The sequence below is a fragment of the Clostridium sp. Cult2 genome (genome assembly GCF_021655075.1).
Lineage (GTDB): Bacteria > Bacillota > Clostridia > Tissierellales > Tepidimicrobiaceae > Schnuerera.
This window is the reverse complement of sequence record NZ_PPXX01000102.1, coordinates 19,780-41,449: the sequence shown is the minus strand read 5'-3', so window position 1 is coordinate 41,449 and position 21,670 is coordinate 19,780. Positions and strand designations below refer to the sequence as shown.

General features: G+C 32.6%; 32 protein-coding genes and 1 pseudogene. 32 read left to right on the top strand and 1 reads right to left on the bottom strand.

Going from position 1 to position 21,670, the window contains the following annotated elements:
* The first annotated feature begins 105 nt into the window (after positions 1-105).
* From C3E90_RS10820 to C3E90_RS10690, 27 genes are all read left to right on the top strand, one after another.
* Entirely contained in the window at positions 106-726 is a 621-nt protein-coding gene (locus C3E90_RS10820; RefSeq protein ID WP_236915682.1) for a phage scaffolding protein, read from the top strand.
* Positions 727-750: 24 nt separating this feature from the next.
* On the top strand, positions 751-1,731 hold the full coding sequence (locus tag C3E90_RS10815; protein ID WP_236915681.1) for a major capsid protein: 981 nt from the start codon (positions 751-753) through the stop codon (positions 1,729-1,731).
* 38 nt (positions 1,732-1,769) lie between these two features.
* On the top strand, positions 1,770-2,066 hold the full coding sequence (locus tag C3E90_RS10810) for a Rho termination factor N-terminal domain-containing protein (RefSeq protein WP_236915680.1): 297 nt from the start codon (positions 1,770-1,772) through the stop codon (positions 2,064-2,066).
* A 31-nt stretch (positions 2,067-2,097) separates the two neighbouring features.
* Positions 2,098-2,439 (top strand): DNA-packaging protein, encoded by a 342-nt coding sequence (locus C3E90_RS10805; protein WP_236915679.1) that lies wholly within the window; start codon positions 2,098-2,100, stop codon positions 2,437-2,439.
* Positions 2,436-2,774: a hypothetical protein gene (locus tag C3E90_RS10800; protein ID WP_236915678.1), complete on the top strand. Its 339-nt coding sequence runs from the start codon at positions 2,436-2,438 to the stop codon at positions 2,772-2,774. Before C3E90_RS10805 ends, C3E90_RS10800 begins: the two co-directional genes overlap by 4 nt.
* A complete protein-coding gene (locus C3E90_RS10795) occupies positions 2,771-3,187 on the top strand; it encodes an HK97 gp10 family phage protein (RefSeq protein WP_236915677.1) in 417 nt (138 codons plus the stop codon). The genes C3E90_RS10800 and C3E90_RS10795 overlap by 4 nt, the downstream gene beginning before the upstream one ends.
* Positions 3,177-3,584, top strand: coding sequence for a phage tail terminator family protein (locus C3E90_RS10790; protein WP_236915676.1), 408 nt, complete (start codon positions 3,177-3,179; stop codon positions 3,582-3,584). The genes C3E90_RS10795 and C3E90_RS10790 overlap by 11 nt, the downstream gene beginning before the upstream one ends.
* 12 nt (positions 3,585-3,596) lie before the next feature.
* Positions 3,597-4,640 (top strand): phage tail sheath C-terminal domain-containing protein, encoded by a 1,044-nt coding sequence (locus C3E90_RS10785; RefSeq protein ID WP_236915675.1) that lies wholly within the window; start codon positions 3,597-3,599, stop codon positions 4,638-4,640.
* Between the two features lie 18 nt (positions 4,641-4,658).
* A complete protein-coding gene (locus C3E90_RS10780; RefSeq protein ID WP_236915674.1) occupies positions 4,659-5,126 on the top strand; it encodes a phage tail tube protein in 468 nt (155 codons plus the stop codon).
* A 66-nt stretch (positions 5,127-5,192) separates the two neighbouring features.
* Positions 5,193-5,747 (top strand): hypothetical protein, encoded by a 555-nt coding sequence (locus C3E90_RS10775; RefSeq protein WP_236915673.1) that lies wholly within the window; start codon positions 5,193-5,195, stop codon positions 5,745-5,747.
* Between the two features lie 102 nt (positions 5,748-5,849).
* Positions 5,850-6,257 (top strand): phage tail assembly chaperone, encoded by a 408-nt coding sequence (locus C3E90_RS10770; protein WP_236915672.1) that lies wholly within the window; start codon positions 5,850-5,852, stop codon positions 6,255-6,257.
* A gap of 23 nt (positions 6,258-6,280) precedes the next feature.
* The gene (locus C3E90_RS10765) at positions 6,281-6,478 is read left to right on the top strand and encodes a hypothetical protein (protein ID WP_236915671.1); all 198 of its coding nucleotides are present in this window, start codon (positions 6,281-6,283) and stop codon (positions 6,476-6,478) included.
* A complete protein-coding gene (locus tag C3E90_RS10760) occupies positions 6,475-8,211 on the top strand; it encodes a tape measure protein (RefSeq protein ID WP_236915670.1) in 1,737 nt (578 codons plus the stop codon). The genes C3E90_RS10765 and C3E90_RS10760 overlap by 4 nt, the downstream gene beginning before the upstream one ends.
* Before the next feature lies 1 nt (position 8,212).
* Positions 8,213-8,890 (top strand): LysM peptidoglycan-binding domain-containing protein, encoded by a 678-nt coding sequence (locus C3E90_RS10755; protein WP_236915669.1) that lies wholly within the window; start codon positions 8,213-8,215, stop codon positions 8,888-8,890.
* Positions 8,890-9,828, top strand: coding sequence for an XkdQ/YqbQ family protein (locus C3E90_RS10750; RefSeq protein ID WP_236915668.1), 939 nt, complete (start codon positions 8,890-8,892; stop codon positions 9,826-9,828). Before C3E90_RS10755 ends, C3E90_RS10750 begins: the two co-directional genes overlap by 1 nt.
* Entirely contained in the window at positions 9,825-10,139 is a 315-nt protein-coding gene (locus C3E90_RS10745; RefSeq protein ID WP_236915667.1) for a DNA helicase, read from the top strand. Before C3E90_RS10750 ends, C3E90_RS10745 begins: the two co-directional genes overlap by 4 nt.
* Positions 10,136-10,531: a DUF2634 domain-containing protein gene (locus tag C3E90_RS10740; RefSeq protein ID WP_236915666.1), complete on the top strand. Its 396-nt coding sequence runs from the start codon at positions 10,136-10,138 to the stop codon at positions 10,529-10,531. The genes C3E90_RS10745 and C3E90_RS10740 overlap by 4 nt, the downstream gene beginning before the upstream one ends.
* A complete protein-coding gene (locus C3E90_RS10735) occupies positions 10,531-11,550 on the top strand; it encodes a baseplate J/gp47 family protein (RefSeq protein ID WP_236915665.1) in 1,020 nt (339 codons plus the stop codon). The genes C3E90_RS10740 and C3E90_RS10735 overlap by 1 nt, the downstream gene beginning before the upstream one ends.
* Entirely contained in the window at positions 11,551-12,102 is a 552-nt protein-coding gene (locus C3E90_RS10730) for a putative phage tail protein (protein WP_236915664.1), read from the top strand. It abuts the gene before it with no gap.
* Positions 12,102-13,292 (top strand): hypothetical protein, encoded by a 1,191-nt coding sequence (locus C3E90_RS10725; protein ID WP_236915663.1) that lies wholly within the window; start codon positions 12,102-12,104, stop codon positions 13,290-13,292. The genes C3E90_RS10730 and C3E90_RS10725 overlap by 1 nt, the downstream gene beginning before the upstream one ends.
* An 18-nt stretch (positions 13,293-13,310) precedes the next feature.
* Positions 13,311-13,604: a hypothetical protein gene (locus tag C3E90_RS10720; RefSeq protein WP_236915662.1), complete on the top strand. Its 294-nt coding sequence runs from the start codon at positions 13,311-13,313 to the stop codon at positions 13,602-13,604.
* Positions 13,601-13,762: a hypothetical protein gene (locus tag C3E90_RS10715; protein ID WP_236915661.1), complete on the top strand. Its 162-nt coding sequence runs from the start codon at positions 13,601-13,603 to the stop codon at positions 13,760-13,762. The genes C3E90_RS10720 and C3E90_RS10715 overlap by 4 nt, the downstream gene beginning before the upstream one ends.
* An 85-nt stretch (positions 13,763-13,847) precedes the next feature.
* The gene (locus tag C3E90_RS10710) at positions 13,848-14,078 is read left to right on the top strand and encodes a hemolysin XhlA family protein (protein ID WP_236915660.1); all 231 of its coding nucleotides are present in this window, start codon (positions 13,848-13,850) and stop codon (positions 14,076-14,078) included.
* 4 nt (positions 14,079-14,082) lie between these two features.
* Entirely contained in the window at positions 14,083-14,805 is a 723-nt protein-coding gene (locus C3E90_RS10705) for an N-acetylmuramoyl-L-alanine amidase (RefSeq protein WP_236915659.1), read from the top strand.
* A gap of 4 nt (positions 14,806-14,809) precedes the next feature.
* A complete protein-coding gene (locus tag C3E90_RS10700; protein ID WP_236915658.1) occupies positions 14,810-15,010 on the top strand; it encodes a hypothetical protein in 201 nt (66 codons plus the stop codon).
* Positions 15,000-15,305: a phage holin, LLH family gene (locus C3E90_RS10695; RefSeq protein WP_236915657.1), complete on the top strand. Its 306-nt coding sequence runs from the start codon at positions 15,000-15,002 to the stop codon at positions 15,303-15,305. The genes C3E90_RS10700 and C3E90_RS10695 overlap by 11 nt, the downstream gene beginning before the upstream one ends.
* Positions 15,306-16,093: 788 nt before the next feature.
* Positions 16,094-16,609: a DUF3267 domain-containing protein gene (locus C3E90_RS10690; protein ID WP_236915656.1), complete on the top strand. Its 516-nt coding sequence runs from the start codon at positions 16,094-16,096 to the stop codon at positions 16,607-16,609.
* A 259-nt stretch (positions 16,610-16,868) separates the two neighbouring features.
* On the opposite strand, the gene C3E90_RS10685 is transcribed toward C3E90_RS10690, so the two are convergent.
* A complete protein-coding gene (locus tag C3E90_RS10685) occupies positions 16,869-17,324 on the bottom strand; it encodes a helix-turn-helix domain-containing protein (protein WP_236915655.1) in 456 nt (151 codons plus the stop codon).
* On the opposite strand from C3E90_RS10685, the pseudogene C3E90_RS13635 reads away from it, so the two are divergent.
* From C3E90_RS13635 to hslV, 5 genes and pseudogenes are all read left to right on the top strand, one after another.
* Positions 17,315-17,404 (top strand): annotated as a pseudogene (locus tag C3E90_RS13635) (ATP-binding protein); the annotation flags it as partial. The gene C3E90_RS10685 and the pseudogene C3E90_RS13635 overlap by 10 nt on opposite strands.
* Positions 17,405-17,416: 12 nt before the next feature.
* Entirely contained in the window at positions 17,417-17,803 is a 387-nt protein-coding gene (locus C3E90_RS10675) for a hypothetical protein (protein WP_236915790.1), read from the top strand.
* Positions 17,804-17,809: 6 nt separating this feature from the next.
* Positions 17,810-18,907 (top strand): DNA-processing protein DprA, encoded by a 1,098-nt coding sequence (gene dprA / locus C3E90_RS10670; RefSeq protein WP_236915654.1) that lies wholly within the window; start codon positions 17,810-17,812, stop codon positions 18,905-18,907.
* 28 nt (positions 18,908-18,935) lie between these two features.
* Entirely contained in the window at positions 18,936-21,020 is a 2,085-nt protein-coding gene (gene topA, locus C3E90_RS10665) for a type I DNA topoisomerase (protein WP_236915653.1), read from the top strand.
* A gap of 106 nt (positions 21,021-21,126) precedes the next feature.
* On the top strand, positions 21,127-21,657 hold the full coding sequence (gene hslV, locus C3E90_RS10660) for an ATP-dependent protease subunit HslV (protein WP_272879131.1): 531 nt from the start codon (positions 21,127-21,129) through the stop codon (positions 21,655-21,657).
* Positions 21,658-21,670 lie beyond the last annotated feature (13 nt).

The window sequence follows — 21,670 nt, the reverse complement described above, 5'->3', positions numbered from 1 at the left end:
TTTTTTATATTTAAAATCGTCTTTTTAGTATTTATGACGTTAAACTGAAAGACCACACAAGGGCGAAACCTTGTAAAAAACCGTAAATTTGGAAGGAGAATGAAAATGACCTTAGAAGAAATTTTAAAAGCACAAGGATTGGCAGATGAACAAATTGCAGCAATTATGAGTTCTATGAAAGAAAATAAAATCTATACGACCAATGAAGAAAATATAGATATTCGTTATAACAAATTGAAGATTGAAAGAGATGATTTAAAAGAAAAACTTGAAACTGCAGATAACACCATAGCAGATTTAAAGAAAAATAATAAGGATAACGAAGAACTTCAAAAGACTATCAAAACTCATGAAACTACAATTGCTACAATGAAAAAGGATTATGAAGATAAAATTCGTGAAATGAATATCCAATCTGCAATCCGAAGCAAATTAACTGATACTAAGTATCCAGAGTTATTAGAAACTAAGTTCGATAAAACTAAGTTATCAGTAGCAGAAGATGGAACTGTATTAGGTATTGATGAACAATTAGCAGTTCTAAAAGAACAGTACAAAGATTTATTCGTACCAGTTATAAAGGGCAGAGATCCTAATAATATAGGTGGCAATCCTCCAGGAATAAAAAATCCTTGGAGCAAAGAACATTTCAATCTAACAGAGCAGGGCAAGATATTAAAAGAGGATCCAGAACTTGCTAAGCAATTAATGGCAAGCACAAACTAATAAAAGAAAAGGAGTTGTTAAATTATGACTACAAGAATAGCGGACGTAATTGTACCAGAGGTATTTAACCCATATACCGTTAAGCGTACAAATGAATTATCAGCATTATATCAATCTGGAATAGTTCAGCCAGTGGCTGAACTAGAAAGCAAATTAAACGAAGGTAATAGATACTTCAATATGCCTTTCTGGAATGATCTTACAGGAGAAGATGAATCCCTAGAAGATACGGAAGGCTGGGCATTAACGCCAGATAAAATAACATCAGGGCAAGACATGGCAACACAATTATTTAGAGGTAAAGCCTGGAGTACTACTGATTTATCTAAAACAATGTCAGGCGACGATCCAATGGCAGCAATAGGAAATTTAGTAGCTGGTTACTGGAATAGAAGAATGCAAGCAGCTTTAATTGCAACATTAAAGGGAGCATTCACAGCAATAGCAGAAACTCATATTAACAATATTGCTACTGAAGACGGAGCAAATGCAACAGATACAAATATAATCTCTGGTGCTGCAATCGTCGATACGATGTCTAAACTTGGAGATGCTCATGAAGTATTAACAGGTATTGTTATGCATAGTATAGTGTATTTCAACATGGTAAAACAAGGCTTGGTAGAAGACGTAAGAGACGAAACGGGTAGAGTGCTCTATAAGGCTTACTTAGGTAAGAGAATTATAATTGATGATGGCGTTCCAGTAGAAGCTGGTACTACTTCTGGTAAGAAATATACTACTTACCTATTTGGCAATGGTGCAATAGGATATGGGGAAGGTTCTCCAGAAGTTCCTACTGAAACAGATAGAGATACATTGGCTGGTGAAGACATCTTAATCAACAGGAAGCATTTTGTACTACATCCTAGAGGAATTAAGTTTACTAATAATACTGTTGCAAAAGTTGCACCTACTAATGCAGAATTAGCTTTAGCAGCTAACTGGGAGAAGGTATATGAAGATAAAGATATCCGTATGGTGGCAATGGTGACAAATGGATAAGAGGGGCTTTACTGCCTCTCTTTTCAAGGAGGGATAATATGTCGGTTACAGCATTTCAACGTAGGAGAAGAGAGCTAGCAAAACAAAGGAAGCTTGAAGAGAAGAAAAAGATTGAAGATGTAAAAAAAGTAGAAGACCAATTAGATGGATCAAATAAATTAGAGGACCTAAAAGTATCTCAGCTTAAAGAAATTGCTAAAGAAAAAGGTATTGAAGGTTATAGTAATATGAAAAAAGAAGAGTTAATCAAAGCTTTAACGGAAATAGAAAATTTTGAAAATGATGATCCGGTAAAAACTGATAATAAAAATAAAAAATTAGAGGGGGCTGAATAATATCAGCTCCCTTTTTAAAGGAGTTGATACAGTGCTTGCAGATGAATTAGTTGGTATAGTAAAATCAAACTTGAATATTGTAGATGATACTAAAGATTTGACTATAAAGGATGTAATTCAAGACGCATTAAACTATTGTAATTTAAAAGAGTTACCAATTGAATTAGAGCCATATGTTAGAAAAAAAGTCAAATCAATCATTGACTATGAAGCGGAAAACGGGACAACATCTGTATTTGACATTAAATCCATTAAAGAAGGAGATACATCTATTACCTACAATGTAGATGATAAAACCTCAAAGGAAACCATCTATGGTCTATCTGACAGAGATAAGAAAACATTACAACAGTTTAGGAGGACAAGAAAATGAAAAGTCCTTTTGAAGTGCTATGGAGAGATAGAATGGATATATATAGATGGTTTGAAGTAATAGAAAATGGAGTCACTAAAAACAGAGAAAAATTAATTCATGAAAATATTAGATGCCAATACAGCAAAGGTTCATTAGCTGATGCTGGGGAAGATGGAGTACCTACTTTAGTTAACTCATACACTTTATTTTGCAGTCTAGAAACAGATTTACAAGAAGGTGATAGGATTGTAGTAACTCAAAGAAATGGTAAAAAGGTAACACTTGATGTAGGTGAAGGTTTCCCATATACAAACCATATGGAGTTTAGAGTAAAAAGGACTGACACTATATGACAAGTAGTAACTATCGAAGGAATAAGGCTTTTATTGAACAATATAGGAAAGATCTTAAAGCAATGTTTGATGACATAAGAGATATAGATATAAAAGTGTTAAATAAGGCAGTGAATAAAGGTGTAAAGGTAGCTAAAGAGAATACTAACGTTGTATCTGGTTTTATGAGAAGGAGTTGGAGGGCTAACCCAGCAAAGAAAACTAAAAATGGTGCCGAAAAATCAATGGTTAACTCTGCAGACTACAGCTCGTACGTAAATTATGGCCATAGAATTGTAAACAAAAAAGGTGAAACTATAGGCTGGGTAAAAGGTCAATTTATGCTAGAAAAAGCTATAGGCAAGATAGATAAAGAATTGGTAAAAGAGTTTAAAAAAGAAGTTGAAAGGGTGAATAGAAAACATGATAAATAGTGTAAAGCGAGAAATAGTGAACAAATTACTTGTGTTATATCCAAATTATACAATTTATGATGAAGATATTCCTCAAAACTTCAAGAAACCATCTTTTCTAATCACCTTAATTGATCAAGATTACAGTAAAAGGCTTAACACTAAATTTAAAAGTTTACTTTCCTTTGATATAGCCTATTTCAGCAATAGTAGAACTACAGAAATTAAAGAGGATTGTTTAAGTGTTCAATTAAATTTATTTAGAGAATTTGATTTAATAGGAACTTACAGAGTTCTAAATAAGCAGGCTACAATAACAGATAATGTGCTGCATTTTACACTTGATATAAATTATTCAGAAATTAAAAAAGATTTAAGAATACTAATGCAGCAACAACAAACGAATACAAACATTTAAAGGAGTGAGAATATGGCAGGAACATGGACTAGTCAAAATAAAATATTACCTGGCGCTTATATTAATTTCTTAACCAATGCTCCACTATCCATAACAGTGGGTGATAGGGGCATTGTTGTTTTATTACAGGAAATGAGTGTAGGTTTAGCTGGCGATATTTACAGAGTTACAGCAACAGAAAATGAATATCCAGATGGTGTTACAAAAGCTGATAAGCTACTTGTAAACGAAGCTTTAAAAGGAGCAAAAACAGTATTAGTCTATAACTTAGGAGCTGCACATACAGAAGCAGAAATTACTGCTGCATTAGCTGCACTGAAAACAGAGATATTCAATATTATTTGTTATCCTTATGATGATGTAGCATATGAATCAAATAAACTTGCTATAGCTACATGGATTAATGCTATGAGAGAAACTGAAGGTGTTAAAATCCAAGGTGTATTAGCCAATTACGTAGCTGATGACGAAAGTATAATCAATGTAAGCCAAGGAGTTGAATTAGCAGATGGGACTGAATTAACTGCAGCTGAAGCTACTGCATGGGTAGCAGGAGTTACAGCAGGAGCAAATATAAATCAATCCAACACTGGAAGAAAATATGTAGGCGCAATTGATGTAGTACCTAGAATGACTAAGACTGAAATGGAAAATGCTATTACTGCTGGAGAATTTATATTCAAGGTTGATACTGCTCAAAATGTTACAGCAGTATACGACATCAACTCACTTACTACAGTAACAGTAGATAAAGGCAAACAGTTTACTAAGAATAGGGTTATTAGGACCATTGATGGTATCAACAACGACATTACAGTAATATTCGAGTCTAATTATGTTGGAAAAGTAAACAATAATGAAGATGGCAGATCCCTTCTCAGGGCTACACTAATTGAGTACTTCAATGAATTACAGAGAATGAATGCTATACAAAACTTTGAACCTGAAGATGTTACGGTTAATCCTGGAACTGATACAGATGCAGTTGTCATTGATTGTTACATCCAACCAGTAGATAGTGTTGAAAAGATATATATTACAGTTAATTTATCCTAGGAAAGGAGGTTATAGTAGATGGATACTATGAGATTACAAGACACATTATCTAGCCATGAAGGAAAGGCTTATGCAACAATAGATGGTTCTAATAGAGAACTGTTTGAATTGTCTGCTTTGAGTGCTAGCATTAATTTAGTTACAATTGCTAAAAGGATGTTGGGGACAAGAATGACACAACACAAAGTAGTTGGGGCTGAGGGTACTGGTTCTATGACTATGCACTTTGCTAATTCCGATATGTTAAGGCAGACCTTAAATTATTTAAAAACTGGCAGATATAGAGGATTAACATTACAAGTTATGAATGATGATCCAGCATCCACTATTGGAAAACAAGAGGTAGTGCTAACTAATGTGATTCCTACTACAATACCTGTTGCATATTTAGATGATAGTTCAGACGACCCAATTACTTTTGATACAGATATTACATTCGATGGTATTGAGGGATTGAGTTTCTTTAACTTGCCAGATAGTTTATAATATTATGGTAAATGATACCACCCTTTGATATAATGACATTAAAATCATTAATTGAGGGGTGGTAAGATGAAAAAGGTTATATTAGTTATATTATTAGTTTTTTCCATTTTATTAATTGGGTGCGAAAGTCAAGATAATGGTGCCGATGCAGACGTTCTAAGTCAAGATAAAAATTATATTGATGAAGATTCGATTTATATCGATGTTAATCAATTTTCAAGAATATCTTCTAAAGAGCTTATTGAGATAATGGGGGAACCAAATTCAAAAGATGATTGGAATAATTTAACAGATAGGGGAGAGTTTCTAATTGAAATTTATAACTATGACGGTTATGCCTTTTTCATTGCAGATGACTCCGTAGTCAGAATGAATATTTATTCTGAAAAATACTACGATTTTGATGGAAAGGGAATTGAATTTTCTTCTGAAGAAAGTATTTTCCATATGTTAAACATCCCAGTAGATTATGACAGAATAAAAAGAACTGAAAATACAGGATATGCTCTGAGATATAGCCCTGTATCAGACAAAGTGGCAGAAATTTGGTGTATCGGCATCGATGAAGAAGAAAGTTCAATAGAAGAAATAAAAGTAACCTTTAATTTAAATTATTTCTAATCAAAGTTCTACAAAGTAATTAATACACAAAATAAGCATAGGCTTAAAAGCACTTACTAAAGTAAGTGCTTTAATTTTATGTAAAAAAAGGAGAGATGAAGTATGAGTTCATTAAGTGCATTTTTGAATCCAATAAAAGCAGAAAATAAGGAGGTAGTAATATCAAATAGATTTGTTGAAGGTGGCAAGCCAGTGCCTTTTGTAATTAAACCTATTTCACAAGAAGAGAATAAAAAGTTAATAAAAAAATTTACAACAAAAGATAAAAAAACAGGAGTTCAATCTTTTGATAGGCCTGAGTATATAGCACAATTGACAGCTGATGCTGTTGTGTTTCCTGATTTAACCAATGCCGAATTACAAAAAGCTTATGGAGTACTAGGGGCTTCCAATTTATTACAAAAGATGTTATATGCGGGAGAATACGCTGAGCTTGTTGAAGCAATACAGGAGCTAAGTGGTTTTGATGAAGATATAAATGATGATATTGAAGAAGTAAAAAACGAATAAGGCAAGGTGACCCAGAGTTTAATTTGGCTCACTTTGCCTTACAAAAATTAAGAATAAGACCAAAAGTACTATCAGGGGAATGCACTATTAATGATCCAATAGATGATAAAGAAAGGGCTTTCATATATGGGAGTATCTTAACTAGAGTAGAAAATGAAAAGAAAAAAACATCTAGAATTAAACATTTTACTCCACGTAAGAGAAGAAATAGAAAGAGGTGATATGTATCACTACTTTAAAATCAATGTTTAAACTTTATGATGGTTACACAAGGACTATTGATAAAATTAATAAAAAGACTGATGAAGCCTTCGATAAAATATTGAAAGCTAGTGGAGCTACTGATAAATTTAATAATGAATTAGACCAAACTGGAACTAGTGCTAATAAAGCAAGTGGGGGTTTAGGTAAGTTAATTAGTGCTGCAGCTCTATTGGCCGGGGCAGTTAAAGGTATGAATATTGCTGATGAATTTATCAACACTGCAGCAAGATTAGATTTAATTAATGATGGGCTGCAAACTCAATTAGAATTACAGAATAGAATCTTTGCTGCAGCTGATAGGTCAAGAGGTCTATATTCTGAAATGGCAAGTGCTGTAGGCAAAATGGGGTTATTGGCTAGTGACGCATTTACTTCTAATGATGAATTGATAGCATTTACTGAGTTGGTACAAAAGAGTTTTAAAGTTGGTGGGGCTGACACGTCAGAGCAAATGGGGGCAATGAGGCAATTAAGTCAAGCAATGGCAAGTGGTAGATTACAAGGTGATGAGTTAGTATCTATAATGGAGAATGCTCCAATGATTTATAATGCAATTGCAAAATACATGGATCTATCTAAAGGCGAATTGAAGAAGTTATCTTCCGAAGGTGCAATTACATCTGATATTATTAAGAATGCTATGTTTATGGCGGGGGATGAAATCAATGAAATGTTTGCAAGCATGCCAATGACTTTTGGGGATACATGGAACAAAATAAAGAATGGGGCATTAAAAGCCTTTGCTCCAATTATAGAAAAGTCAAATGAGTTAATTAACTCCGAAGGTGTGCAACGGTCTATTAATACTACTTTAGGTGGTATTAATTTATTAGCCACTGGAATTGGCTGGATGTTGGATATAACTACAGAATATTGGGATTTTGTTGGACCTGTCCTAGCTGCTATAGGTGGTTGGATGTTATCAAATATAATAGCTAAATTATGGGGTATGATTACTCCATTAGTTCTACAAGGTGGGCTTTGGGGTATGATAACTAGCCCTATATTTTTAGTGGTATTGGCTATAGGGCTAGTTATGGCTGCGTTAAATGCAGTTGGTGTTACCACAGAGCAAGTATTTGGGTTTATTGGTGGCTCTATCGGGTGGTTAATAGGTGCATTAGAAAATGCGGGTAGAGCTATACAGAATTCATTTATATCCATAATGGGAGTAATCGAAACGGTAGTTCTAGGGGCTATCAATCTTGTTTTAAAAGGTGTTAATAAGATTATAGCAGCATTAAATAAAATTCCAGGGGTAGACTTAGGAACTGTTGGTGAATTAAATAGTTACTGGGGAAATAAGGAATTGATTGATTATGTAGATCTTTCAGATATGTATAATAAAGGTTCTAATATTGGTAAGAATATTTATAATGGTGGAAAAGATAAACTTAGCAGCTTAACTAACCCTTTTAAAGATTTTGGTACTCAAACTAATCCACTAACAATTCAAGGAATTGGATCTGGTGGGAAAGTAGAAGTAGATATGTCCAATGAAGATTTACAGTATCTAAGAGATATTGCTGAAAGAGAATATATTAATAAATTTAGTACAGCAACTCTTGCGCCTAACATTGAAATAACTTTTGGGGATGTTCATGAAACAGCGGATGTGGACAAGGTCCATGGCAGAATTAAGAAGATACTCCAAGAAGAAATAGCAATTGCTGCAGAGGGGGTCTATTAATATGAGTAAATACGCGATATTCTTTGATTATAAAAATAAGACATATAAGCTCCCTACTAATCCAGAGGAATTAGAAAAATCAAGTGTTCAGGCTATAGAAAAATATGAAATATTAAAGCTTGGGCAAATAGCAATCCCTACTCATATGGAATTAAAAGAATATAGTTTTGAATGTGAATTTCCTCATTACCCTACTCATTATATTGAGACTCCTAGTCAATTTAAGGGAGCAGATTTTTATATAAACTTATTCAAGGAGTGGAGAAGTAAGCTTGTCCCAGTTAGATTTATTGCTAGTAATGGGATAGGTGATGATATAAATACCTTAATATTGATTGAGGAATTAAGCATAATTGAAAAGGCTGGGGAAGAGGGAGATAAGTACATTAGTTTTAAATTATTAGAATATAGGCCTTATGGTAAAAAGTCTGTAGTAATTAAGGAAGCTAAACCAAGTACTCCTAACACCAAGGTTGCAACAACAAAACCTGTTGAACCTCAGCAAACAAACCCTAAAAGTACTGGTTATCATGTAGTAATAAAAGGTGATACCCTATGGGCCATTGCTAAAAAATATTATGGAAATGGATCACTATATACTAAAGTCTTTAATGCAAACAAAGATAAAATTAAGAATCCGAACCTTATTTATCCAGGACAAAATTTGGTGATACCATAATGGAATTTTTAGTCGAAGTTGATAATAAAATATGTGAAATCAGTGAGCTTGTGAAGTCCATATCATATACTGATAAGCTGAATAATGCATGTAGCAAGCTTGAATTCTCTTATATAGATGATGATGTAAAAATAAGAAATGGTAGTGTTTCAAGATTTAAATACAATAATGAAGAGATATTCTATGGCTATGTATTTAAACATGGTCAGAACAAGAAAAAGGAGTTAACAGTTACTGCGTATGATCAGCTTAGATATTGTAAGGCAAAAGATACGATAGTAGTAAAAAATGATACAATAACTACTTTAGCAAACAAAATGTGTAATTATTTCAATCTAAGAAAAGGGAAATTGACTGATACTCAATATAAGCTCCCTACAAGCGTGCAAGATGATAAAACTTGGCTAGATATTATGTATAATGCTATAAGTGACACATTAATGAATAAGGCTAAATGGTACTGCTTAAGGGATGAATTCGGCAGTATTGCCATTAGAGATTTAGAGGATTTAAAGCTTGATTTAGTACTAGGTGATGAAAGTCTCTGCTATGACTATGAGTATGAAAAATCAATTGATGACAACTTCTACAATGTAATAAAGCTTGTAAGCGACAATGAAACTACAGGAAAAAGAGATGTATATATTGCTAAAGATAGCAGTTCTATTAATAGATATGGATTACTACAGTATTTTGAGGTGCTAGACAAGAATGGCAATCCATCACAGATAAAGAATAAAACTGATATGTTATTAAGCCTTTACAATAGAGAAGTTGAAACGCTAACACTTAATTGTCTAGGCGACAGTAGGGTAAGAGCTGGCAGCAGTTTTTATGGCCAAATAGAAGACATAGAACTTGATAGAAGGCTTATTGTTAAATCAGTTACTCATGAGTTTCTACCTACTCATACTATGAGTTTAGAGGTGATGATATGATAGATGAAATAAAAATAATAGTTCGGAACTATCTAAATAATATTAAACTTACAAGGTTAATATTAGGGACTGTAGTAGCTGACGGAATAAAGATAAGTGATAAATTGACAGTACCTTTAGAGTTAATAAAAGGAAATATGAAAAAACATATCTCAACTGGAGATAAAGTAAGGTTAATTAGAAATCATGGTGGACAAGAGTATTATATTGTTGAAATAATAGGTAAAGAATTTGTCGCTAAAGGAAGTACAATCAAATTGTCTATAGATGGAGTCACTAGATCCTATAAAGTAGAGGATGTGATTAAATGATACCTAATAGCGAAATAGATGTTGATTTAGAGGTTACAGAGGACATAGAAACAAGCAAGACATACAAACTATTAGAGAACAAAATACAAGGTTTTACAGATGAATTAGATGCATTAAAACAAGCTATATATAAGGTGCTAAACACTGAAAAGTATGAGTACCCGATATATAGCTTTTCTTATGGGATTGAATTGGAGAGTCTTGTAGGCAAGGGCCCAATCTATGTAAGAATTGAATTAAAAAGAAGAATCCAGGAATGCTTACTACAAGATGAAAGAATTACAAGTGTAGATAATTTTAATTTTGATATTACTGGGGATGAAATGCTATGTACTTTTGATGTAACTAGCATCTATGGACAGTTAAGCATCTCTCAGGAGGTGAATTTATAGTGTTTGAAAATATGACATATGAAAATATACTATCTGATATGTTAAGCAGAGTAACAAGTGACATAGATAAGAGAGAAGGATCTATAATCTATGATGCACTAGCTCCAGCTGCATATAAATTAGCTGAAACTTATTTTATGCTAAATCATTTTATTGATTTAGTATCTGGAGATACTGCAGTAGGAGAATACCTAGATAGAGTGGTTGCAGATTATGGGATTACTAGAAAACCTTCCACCTATGCAATAAGGCAAGTAGAAACTACAGGACCTATGAATATAGGCACTAGATGGGGATTGAACGATACAACATATATTATCACTGAGATGCTGTCAACTAATATCTACAGTGCTAAATGTGAACAACTGGGGACTGCAGGAAATCAATATAGCGGTACTCTTGAAAATATCGATAATGTAAGTGGTGTAACTGCAACATTGACAGATATAATCACTCCAGGAGCTGATGAAGAAACAGATGATAATCTTAGAGCTAGATTCTATACTCAGATACAAGCCCCTAGTACAAGTGGAAATGCTGATAATTATATTAAATGGGCCTTGGAAGTACCTGGTGTTGGGGATGCGAAAGTATTTCCATTATGGAATGGCAACGGTACTGTAAAGGTACTCGTAGTAGATAGTAATATGGAAATAGATGAGACTTTGGAGCAAAAGGTATATAACTATATTGAAACTGTAAGACCTATAGGTGCTACTGTAACAGTTGATAGTCCTATAGGAAAAGCTATAGATGTAAGTGCTAATATATTTTTAGATGGCTCTAAAACATTATTAGAGATTCAGTCCGCTTTTACAACCGCATTTACTGCTTACCTTAAAGAAACCGTATTTGAGACTTATAGCGTAAGTTATGCAAGAATAGGAAGTATTCTATTATCTACTCCAGGAATTTCAGATTACACAAACTTACTTGTAAATGGTAGTAATGCAAATATTGTAATAGGGGATGCTGAAATGCCTATTGTTGGAACAGTAGAATTAAGTGAGGTGGTATAGTTGGACCTTATAACTTTACTACCTGATTATTATAAAGGCAATTTAACAATGGAAGAACTCCAGAGTATTTTAAACACAGATATAAATACTCTAGCAAATAAATTTGATGAAACAATAGATCAATGCTTTGTGAATACTGCTACATCTATTCTAAGTAGGTATGAAGAAATCTATGGGATAAAAGTTGATGTAAGTAAATCTGATGAATTTAGGCGTGAAAGAATTAGAGCTAAAATAAGAGGAATAGGTACGGTAACAAAGCAAATGATACAAGATGTTGCAGCTTCATACTCAAATGGAGAGGTTGAGGTTATAGAAGATAATGCTAACTACAAATTTATTATTAAGTTTGTAGGGGTAAAAGGTATACCTGCGAATATGGTAGACCTAAAATTGACTATAGATGAAATAAAACCAGCTCATCTTGCTTTTGAATTTGAATATACCTGGATAACATGGGATGAATTCGAAACATATAACAAGTCTTGGGATGAATGGGACCTATTAAATCTTACTTGGGATGAATTTGAAATATATAGAGAGGTGATATAATGCCTAGTGAAATTAAAACACCTAATATTGGGTTAAACCAGTGGCAGGGTAATGAATATCCTAAAAGGCAGGATTTTGTTGATGATAATTTGAAAATTGATACAGAAATAGGCAATCTAAAGAATATAGCACATGGAGCTGTAACAGACATAACAGATCTCAAAGCTATAGATACTACAAACATGCCTGATAATATAACGATAATAGTTAAAACTTTAGGTTTTTATAGGTTTGATAGTGCTAGCGTATTAACTCCAGACGATAAAGCAGTGGTCCAGCCTACTGTTGGAGTGGGAAGATGGATAAATGATTTAGCTGTACATCAGGCAGAAACTACGCAACAAGCACATTTAGCAAAAAATATAGGAGTTGAAGATGTAGACAATAATTTTGTAGCAACAGATGTAGAAGGAGCATTAGATGAGCTTTTTCAATCTGGGCTTGATGGGAAAAACCTCTTAGAGACCTCTATCAAGTCCAAAGGTGGAACGGTCTCTAAGGCTGGTGAAGTTGCAACATTTAATGAGCTGGACACAGGTATTAAATCTATCGAAACAGATAAAACAGGAGACGCTACAGCAGTGGCAAATGATATTAGGGTAGGTAAGACCGCTTATGCTAGAGGTGTAAAATTATTAGGGGATATGCCTGACAATGGAGACCAATCTGAAACATTAACTATAACTGGAAGTAAAAAGCCAACAATAAACATTCCTGCTGGATATACAACTGGAGGGGCTATTACCGCGCAATTGAGTAGTACATTGGCTTCGCTAATTTTAGAAGGTAATATTATTGGAGGGGTTACTGGAACGCTAGTACGAGGCAAGAAATGGGCAAGTGGTTCTTCCACAGTGTCATCTGATAAACGTAGTTTTGTTTCATCAACTGGCGGGATTACTATTTACGAATATGTTGCAATTTCTGATTTGAGTTTTGCCCCAACTATAATAATTTGCACAACAATAGACAATAATAAAATAACATTTTATATGATGGATGGGTTTCTTGAATATAATGCAACGATTGTCAAGGCGATTCAGGTAATTGCTATCGATACTAAACTTGTATACAATTTAGTAAGTGAAAATACTTCATATCCTATTTATGATTCTGGGGTGTTTTATATACCTTTCTCGAAATATGGGAATATTGACCCTATGGATGTAATATGGACAGCTTATGAATAAATAAAAGGAGGTATTTATATGCAAATAGGGAATAGAATTATATTCGACCAAGATGGGAAAATAATTTACCAGCTTGGTGAAATGGAAGGCAATGTTCTGCCTAGAAAAGAAATTACAAAGTTAGATTATATAGACTTGGAATATGAACAAATTGATTATTCAAAGCATAGAATAATTGCTATTGACACAGAAACAAGGCAACCCATATTAGAGGAAGTAATCAGAGAAAAAACGCAAGAAGAATATATACAAGAATTAGAAAATCAGATACTTCTATTAGAAGATGAGAAGTTAGGAGGAGGAATTTTATGATGGTAAATCAAGTAGTAGTGAAAATTGCTTCAGAAAGAATTATGAATGGAGGAATTAATCCTAAGACTGGAGAAATCTATAAACTAGATGATGTAACAAATACAGAATATAGACAAGCAATAGAGGATTATATATTATTGAATACCGAAGGAGTTTAAGACGCAGTAGGGATATATTGTGCAACTAACTAACACCTAGGAGGGTGTATTTTTTATGCCCTCCTTCAATATATGGAGGTGCGGAATGAATGATGAAGTAATAAAAGTAAAAGTAAAAGAACACGACGATCTTCTCAAAGAACATGGGAAAAGGCTTGACAAAATAGAGCAAGATGGTGCTGAGTTCCGTGTTCATATCAAAAATCTGTGTTCAAAAATTGATGAATTAACGGGGTGGATAAAAGCCCTTGTAATTGCTATCTTAGGCACATTTGCTGGATTTTTCATTTGGTATATTCAAAATATTGGGAGGTGAGAGGATGAGTAAGGCTTGTTTTGATTATGGCCATGGTGGCAAAGATCCAGGAGCGGTCGGCAATGGATTAAGAGAAAAGGATCTAACATTGGCTATAGGTAAGAAAGTTAAAGCAATAGTAGAAAAACATGGGGTAAAAGTAGTTGAAACTAGGAGTAATGATAAGTATTTAAGTTTGACAGAAAGGGCTAATATATCCAATCGAAACAATGTAGATATATTTGTTTCCTTCCACATTAATAGTGCCACAAACGTAAATGCTAGAGGTTTTGAAATATGGACTACTGTAGGTCAAACGCAAGGTGATATAATAGCAACAGCGATAGGCAAACAACTAATGGAAGACTTCCCTCATGTGCCATTTAGGACAGATTATAGTGATGGAGATTTAGATAAGGAGAGAAACTTTACTGTAATTGCAAAAACTAAAGCACCAGCTTGTTTAATTGAAATAGGGTTTATTATAAACAAAATAGATGCACAGATGCTAAAGACAGAGCAGGACAAAATAGCTGAATCTATATCTAAAGGAATATTGAAATATTTAGGTATAGCATATGATAAAAATAAAGTAAAAGTAAGAATAAAAGGTAAGTTATATCATTTTGATGGGGTTAAACAAGATAATACAAACTATGTAGCAATTAGACAGGTAGCAGAAGCTCTAGGATATAAAGTGGATTGGGATAACACTAAAAAAGAAGTCTTAATTAATTTAAGGAAGTGAAATAATGAAATTTTCTAAGTGGATAGTCCTGTTAGTGATAATTTTAAATGTAGTATTTACAGTAGGAACCTTATATGTATTTCTTAGAGTAGGTAGCGAACCAACAACATTAATAGCAGCATGGTTTGCTTTTACTACTGGAGAACTATGGATGCTATCTAGCATAAGGAAAAAAGAAATAAAGGAGGAAGATGATGAATATTGATATATTTATAAAGGTTATTATTCCGTTATTAGGTGCTATTTTAACTTATTTAATAGTGCCTTTAGTTTTGCAGAAAACCACAAAACAGCAAAGAGAAAATATTTATTTCTGGGTAAAAGTAGCAGTATCAGCAGCGGAAATGATTTATAAAGAAAAAGGACAAGGAAAGCTTAAAAAAGAATATGTAGTAGATTTTCTAGTATCTAAGGGAATAAACATAACTATACAGGAATTAGATGTATTGATTGAAGCTGCAGTAAAAGAATTGAATTTAGCACAGAAGGCTTTGGAGTGACTTGGGTGGCTTTATCGTTTAGACCAGAGTTAAAGCTACCCTTTTTGTAAAAAGAAAAAAGAGCATCTTAAATAGATGCTCTTTTCCTGGGGTTTAAATACCGGCTACAATGATATTCTCCGATCATACTTAGAAATTTTCACGAATTTGTTTTTTACCACAGTTTAATTCCCCCTTTTTCTAAATTATAGTAAGTGATCAGCTTACCTATGATTTAGAAAGGAAACATTGACTAGACAAGTCTTTATAATAGTGCGTTCCTAGTAATTAAATATTAACATTTAGTCGTGCTAAAGTCAAGAAATGCGAACAATATTTTACCAATAGCTTAACCACGCAAGCGAACAACACTCCAACTAATAATAATTATCCACCTGTTACAAGCACGCAGGACTTTATATTGGAATAACTTGATCAGGTTATTTGTAACATGGCACCAATTATTTCTCAAATTGTATATATTGTTGCTTTTGTGGTTAAACTACTAGTGCTTTGGCTTTATATTACCCTGCTACTTCTATTATTTTTAACACTAACATTGCTAGGTATATAGCAAATGTCAATGCTAGGAATATGACACTAATTACTTCATGACTTGTCATTGGCATTTTCCTTTCTGACTACGTGCCCCATGGGTATAGGGATATTATACCATATATAATAGTTAAATTAGTAGTAAATTCCGACAATTGTTTTAGCACATCATAAGCCAGGATTAAGTTCCTGGTCTTTTTTTATTTCACTAAATAGTATAGAATTATAGGCGATAATAAATTTAGGAGGCGCATATGAAAAAAGAGGTTATCATTAATATAAAAAAAGTAAATATAATATGTATAATTTTATTTTTCACTTCATTTGCATTGTTAGCTATTTTTCAAATATCACTGCATACTGAGTATTATTTTAAACCAAGCTGGATAGCATTAGTATATATAATTTTAGTTATACCAGCACATGAAGGACTACATGCGATAGGATTTATGTTATTATCTAAGGCTCCAAAGGTCAATATAAAATTTGGATTACATAAAAAATATTTCATGCCTTACTGCCACTGTAGCAATTTTGAAAATACAAAATTCGGGTATATAAGTTCTATGCTATTACCAAATATAATTCTAACAATTATTACAATTGCAATTATATTTTTTACAAGTAACATTTACTGGAGCTTAGTATCATCTTTCGTAGTTTCATCTGGAGCCGGTGATTATTATATGGCTTATTTAGTGCTAAAGTATCCAAATACTGAAAGATTTATAGACCATCCGACGGAGCCTGGTTTTTACGTGATTGAGTAGAAAAAACGACCTTCTAAAACCGTTTTTAAGGGATTTTAAAAGCTTGATTAATGCAATAGGTATATAAAACTTATAAAAGCAGATAGCAGGCCGCTAATAGGCTATAACCAAATTTACTTATAATTGCATAAATATTTTGAATATTCTTTGAGAAAGTGGTATTATATCTATTGTGGAAGGAGTGACTTTAAAAGAAAAATTATCCCCATACTCAATAAGTATGGAGAATTGTAAAAAAGTTTCTTCCTATTATATATAGTTATTTTTTATCGTAGCCTATTTTGTTATAGATAATTTTTAATGTATCAGGATTTGAAATTTTATTGCTTTCATAATCCTTGATGGTGCTTTGATGGAGTCCACACTTTTTAGCTAGCTGCCTTTGGGATAATCCAGAGTTCATCCTATATTTATATATTATTTCTGCAGGACTACTTTCAGGCCACGAGTCAGTACCAAGCAAGTATGCATTTGTGGTTTCTAAAGCTTGACATATTTTGTTCAGAGTAGTAACATTAGGAGTTGTTCGACTTTTTTCAATATTACTAATCGTTTCTGAAGACAGGTTGCATAATTTGGCTAAATCCTTTATAGTTATATTGTTTGAGACTCTAAGTTTATGGACACGCTCCCCCAGAGTGTTTTCTGGAAGAGTTTCTACATTATATATAGGACACTCTATAGTTAAGGTTTTGCTTTTTGCTAATGAACCCATGCCCGTGTGGTTATTATGGAGACCCTTATCATGAGTGTACTTGCTCTCAAAACAATATAGATAGATACCTAGCCAAATTGAGCAATCCTTTGTTGGATAGGATAGATATCCATATTGAAGTGTTACCAGTGGATTATAAGGATTTAAAGGATGAAATAATATTAGAAACATCAGAAGATATTAGAGCCAGAGTCAATAAATCTAGAGAATTTCAACTAGAAAGGTATAAAAAGAGCAATATATATAGTAATTCTCAGTTAAGTCCGAAAGATATAAAGAAATACTGTAAACTAAATAAGGGAGCAGAAAAAATATTAAGGGAAGCTTTTAAAAAGTATAGATTTAGTGCAAGAACATATAATAAAGTGTTAAAGGTGAGTAGAACTATAGCTGATTTAGATGGAGAGGATTCTATACTTGAAAAGCATATATTGGAAGCTGTAAGATATAGAAGTTTAGATAATAAGTACTGGGGGTAACTTAGTATGAGAGAAATCTCCAATAGAGATGTTTTAATATGGTTAAATAGCTTAAATATTGGCAATAAAACTATTGAAAAAATAATGGAGCAAGTCCCTCAATTAGTAGATTTATGGGAATCATCTTCTCATAATATACAGGGATTGAGAAATATTAAAGCTGAAATTAAAGAAAAGATAATATCTAACCGTAGTAAGGATTATTTAAATAGATTATTCAATCTTATTGAAAAACAAAATATAGATGTAATAACTATTTTTGATAAAGATTATCCTAAGAGATTACACTATATATACGATAATCCTAAGGTCTTATATATAAAAGGAAATATTATTGAAGAAGATAATCTTTCTATTGCTATAGTAGGTTCTAGAAAAGCTACTTCCTATGGGAAATGGGCTACAGAAAAATTTGTTGAAGAATTGGTAAAGCTAGATGTTACTATAGTTAGCGGCTTAGCTTTAGGTATAGATAGCATAGCACATAAAAAAGCTTTAGAGGAAAATGGCAGAACTATTGGAGTACTAGGGAATGGATTGGACATAGTTTATCCCAAAAAGAATAAGGATATATATGAAGTAATTTCTAAGAAAGGCGCTTTAATCTCTGAATACTTTTTAGGAGTACCGCCTTTAGCCTATAATTTTCCTCAAAGGAATCGAATTATTAGTGGTTTATCTTTGGGGGTAATTGTTGTAGAGGCTAAGGAAAAAAGCGGTTCATTAATAACTGCCCATCATGCCTTAGAACAAGGGAAAGAAGTGTTTGCTCTACCTGGTAATATCAATAGTATTTTTAGTAGAGGAACAAATAAGCTAATAAAAGACGGGGCTAAATTAATAATGGATATTGATGATATAATCGAAGAAGTATATGAGCTTCAAGCAAAAGTAAAAATAAAGAAAGAAGAAGGTATAGATTATTCTCAATTTAGTCCTCTGGAGATAAAGGTCTTAGAAGTTATAAAAGAAGGTCCTATACATTCTGATAGTATAGCATTGAATACGGGATTAGATATATCCACTGTCAATAGCATTCTAACTATTTTAGAACTAAAAGGGACTATTAATGAGATGACGGGTAGAATATTTACCTTATCTTAATTTATATGGTTAATCGGAGGTGCAATCATTGCAAAAGAATTTAGTTATAGTTGAATCGCCTGCAAAAGCAAAAACAATTAGAAAGTTTTTAGGTAAAAATTACAATGTAAAAGCTTCTGTAGGCCATGTAAGAGATTTGCCTAAAAGCAGTTTGGGTATTGATATAGAGAAAAATTTTCAACCAAAATATATAACCATAAGGGGTAAAGGACCCGTGGTACAAGAGTTGAAAAACGAGGCAAAAAAATCTGATAAAATTTATTTGGCAACAGACCCAGATAGAGAAGGTGAAGCTATATCATGGCATTTGGCCCATATTTTAGGTATTAAAGAGGATGAATATGTAAGAGTTGAGTTTAATGAAATTACGAAGGATGCTATATTAAATGCTATGAAGAAACCTAGACCTATAGATAAAAACTTAGTAGATGCGCAACAAGCAAGAAGAATATTAGATAGGTTGGTAGGTTATAAAATAAGTCCATTACTTTGGAGAAAGATAAAAAAAGGATTAAGTGCAGGTAGAGTTCAATCTGTTACTGTTAAATTGATATGTGATAGGGAAAAGGAAATTGAAAATTTTGTACCTAAAGAATATTGGAGTATCAAAGCTTTATTGGAAAAAGATGATATTCCTTTTGAAGCTAATTTCTATGGAATATTTAAAGATGGTAAAGAAAAGAAAATTGAACTTTCTAATAAAGAAGAAGTTGATGAGATATTAAAAACTATCGATAAGGATAATTTTGTTGTAAAAGAAGTTAAAAAAGGAACTAAAAAGAGAAATCCCTACGCACCTTATATTACTAGTACTTTACAGCAAGATGCTTCTAAGAAATTGGGTTTTTCTACTAGAAAAACCATGATGTTGGCACAGCAACTTTATGAGGGAATTGATATTAAAAAAGAGGGTACAGTTGGATTAATTACCTATATGAGAACTGACTCAACTAGGGTTTCAGAGGAAGCAGTAAAATTGACTAAATCATATATTATTGATAATTTTGGAAAAGCCTATAGTAATGGAGGTAAAACTTATATAAATAAGAGTAAGAAAGAAGCTCAAGATGCTCATGAAGGTATAAGACCAACCTCTGTTCTAAGAAGGCCTGAAGATGTAAAGAGCTCTTTAACAAAAGATCAATTTATCTTATATCAATTGATATGGAATAGGTTTGTGAGTTCACAAATGACTCCAGCTAGATATGATACTATTTCTGTTAAAATATTTTCTAATGACAATATATTCAGAGCTTCAGGTTCAAAGCTAAAGTTTGAAGGATTTTTAAAGGTATATAAGATTGAAGAAAATAAAGAGGACTCTGAGGAGATGCCAATTTTGGAAGAAGGGGAAATAGTAAAGGTAAATAAAATTGACCCTAATCAACATTTTACTCAGCCACCTGCCAGATATACTGAAGCTTCATTAATAAAAACTTTAGAAGAATTAGGGATAGGTAGACCAAGTACCTATTCACCAACTATTTCAACTATATTAAACAGAGAATATGTAAATCTAAATAATAAATCTTTTCTACCAACAGAATTAGGTATATTAGTAAATGATTTATTGGAAGAATATTTTAAAGATATTGTAGATGAAAAATTTACAGCTGAGTTAGAAGAAAAATTGGATGAAATAGCTGAGGGCAAATATTCTTGGAAATTAGTAGTGGAAGAATTCTATAAGGAATTTGCTAAGGTGTTAAAAATAGCAGAGGAAGAAATAGATAAAATAAAAATTGAAGATGAAGTTACCGATGAAGTTTGTGAAAAATGTGGCAGGAACATGGTAATAAAATATGGTAGATATGGGAAATTCTTAGCTTGTCCTGGATATCCAGAGTGTAAGAATACAAAACCTATATTAGATGAATTAGATGTTCCATGTCCTGAATGTGGTGGAAATATTGTAAGAAGAAGGTCTAAAAAAGGCAGAATGTTTTATGGGTGTAGTAATTTCCCGGACTGTACTTTTGTTTCTTGGGATGAACCTATAAAAGAAAAATGTCCTGATTGTGGTGGACCTATGGTAAAGAGAAAGACAAAAAAAGGGATATTAAAAAAATGTATGGATAAGAATTGTAATTATAGTAGAGTTGATAAGGAATAAATTTTTCTGTACATTTTGTTAATAATATAGTAATCTATAATATAGATGATTAAATATTCTGAAAATAGTGTTTGATATGTTCTGAAATTTTAGTGGGGTGTTGATTATGATGAATGGTACAACTATTGTAGCTGTTAAAAAGGATGATCAGATAGCAATTGCCGGTGATGGTCAAATAACTTTTGGAAATGCAACAATTATGAAAAATACTGCAAAAAAGGTTAGAAAAATATATGATGATAATGTTATAATTGGTTTTGCAGGTTCTGTAGCAGATGCTTTGACTTTAGCAGAAATATTGGAAGAAAAATTAGAACAATATAGTGGAAATTTAAAGAGGTCTGCTGTTGAACTAGCAAAAGATTGGAGAAGGGATAAGGTTTTAAGGCGGTTAGAGGCTTTACTAATTGCAGCAGATAAAGAGAATGTACTCCTTGTGTCAGGAAACGGTGAAGTAATAGAACCAGAAGGGGGAGTAATTGCTATTGGTTCTGGTGGAAACTTCGCTTTAGCTTCTGGCAAAGCTCTACTTAAGTATTCTAATTTAACTGCTGAAGAAATAGCAAAAGAGTCCATATTAATAGCTTCTTCTATTTGTGTTTATACTAATGATAAAATAACCGTTGAAGTGATTTAAGGAGGATGATATG

Excerpts from the sequence above, each read along its gene's own strand:
- C3E90_RS10820 (WP_236915682.1), top strand. The coding sequence starts at position 106 with ATGACCTTAGAAGAAATTTTAAAAGCACAAGGATTGGCAGATGAACAA.
- C3E90_RS10815 (WP_236915681.1), top strand. The coding sequence starts at position 751 with ATGACTACAAGAATAGCGGACGTAATTGTACCAGAGGTATTTAACCCA.
- C3E90_RS10810 (WP_236915680.1), top strand. The coding sequence starts at position 1,770 with ATGTCGGTTACAGCATTTCAACGTAGGAGAAGAGAGCTAGCAAAACAA.
- C3E90_RS10800 (WP_236915678.1), top strand. The coding sequence starts at position 2,436 with ATGAAAAGTCCTTTTGAAGTGCTATGGAGAGATAGAATGGATATATAT.
- C3E90_RS10795 (WP_236915677.1), top strand. The coding sequence starts at position 2,771 with ATGACAAGTAGTAACTATCGAAGGAATAAGGCTTTTATTGAACAATAT.
- C3E90_RS10790 (WP_236915676.1), top strand. The coding sequence starts at position 3,177 with ATGATAAATAGTGTAAAGCGAGAAATAGTGAACAAATTACTTGTGTTA.
- C3E90_RS10785 (WP_236915675.1), top strand. The coding sequence starts at position 3,597 with ATGGCAGGAACATGGACTAGTCAAAATAAAATATTACCTGGCGCTTAT.
- C3E90_RS10780 (WP_236915674.1), top strand. The coding sequence starts at position 4,659 with ATGGATACTATGAGATTACAAGACACATTATCTAGCCATGAAGGAAAG.
- C3E90_RS10775 (WP_236915673.1), top strand. The coding sequence starts at position 5,193 with ATGAAAAAGGTTATATTAGTTATATTATTAGTTTTTTCCATTTTATTA.
- C3E90_RS10770 (WP_236915672.1), top strand. The coding sequence starts at position 5,850 with ATGAGTTCATTAAGTGCATTTTTGAATCCAATAAAAGCAGAAAATAAG.
- C3E90_RS10755 (WP_236915669.1), top strand. The coding sequence starts at position 8,213 with ATGAGTAAATACGCGATATTCTTTGATTATAAAAATAAGACATATAAG.
- C3E90_RS10750 (WP_236915668.1), top strand. The coding sequence starts at position 8,890 with ATGGAATTTTTAGTCGAAGTTGATAATAAAATATGTGAAATCAGTGAG.
- C3E90_RS10745 (WP_236915667.1), top strand. The coding sequence starts at position 9,825 with ATGATAGATGAAATAAAAATAATAGTTCGGAACTATCTAAATAATATT.
- C3E90_RS10740 (WP_236915666.1), top strand. The coding sequence starts at position 10,136 with ATGATACCTAATAGCGAAATAGATGTTGATTTAGAGGTTACAGAGGAC.
- C3E90_RS10725 (WP_236915663.1), top strand. The coding sequence starts at position 12,102 with ATGCCTAGTGAAATTAAAACACCTAATATTGGGTTAAACCAGTGGCAG.
- C3E90_RS10720 (WP_236915662.1), top strand. The coding sequence starts at position 13,311 with ATGCAAATAGGGAATAGAATTATATTCGACCAAGATGGGAAAATAATT.
- C3E90_RS10715 (WP_236915661.1), top strand. The coding sequence starts at position 13,601 with ATGATGGTAAATCAAGTAGTAGTGAAAATTGCTTCAGAAAGAATTATG.
- C3E90_RS10710 (WP_236915660.1), top strand. The coding sequence starts at position 13,848 with ATGAATGATGAAGTAATAAAAGTAAAAGTAAAAGAACACGACGATCTT.
- C3E90_RS10705 (WP_236915659.1), top strand. The coding sequence starts at position 14,083 with ATGAGTAAGGCTTGTTTTGATTATGGCCATGGTGGCAAAGATCCAGGA.
- C3E90_RS10700 (WP_236915658.1), top strand. The coding sequence starts at position 14,810 with ATGAAATTTTCTAAGTGGATAGTCCTGTTAGTGATAATTTTAAATGTA.
- C3E90_RS10695 (WP_236915657.1), top strand. The coding sequence starts at position 15,000 with ATGAATATTGATATATTTATAAAGGTTATTATTCCGTTATTAGGTGCT.
- C3E90_RS10690 (WP_236915656.1), top strand. The coding sequence starts at position 16,094 with ATGAAAAAAGAGGTTATCATTAATATAAAAAAAGTAAATATAATATGT.
- C3E90_RS10685 (WP_236915655.1), bottom strand. The coding sequence starts at position 17,324 with ATGGGTTCATTAGCAAAAAGCAAAACCTTAACTATAGAGTGTCCTATA.
- dprA (WP_236915654.1), top strand. The coding sequence starts at position 17,810 with ATGAGAGAAATCTCCAATAGAGATGTTTTAATATGGTTAAATAGCTTA.
- hslV (WP_272879131.1), top strand. The coding sequence starts at position 21,127 with ATGATGAATGGTACAACTATTGTAGCTGTTAAAAAGGATGATCAGATA.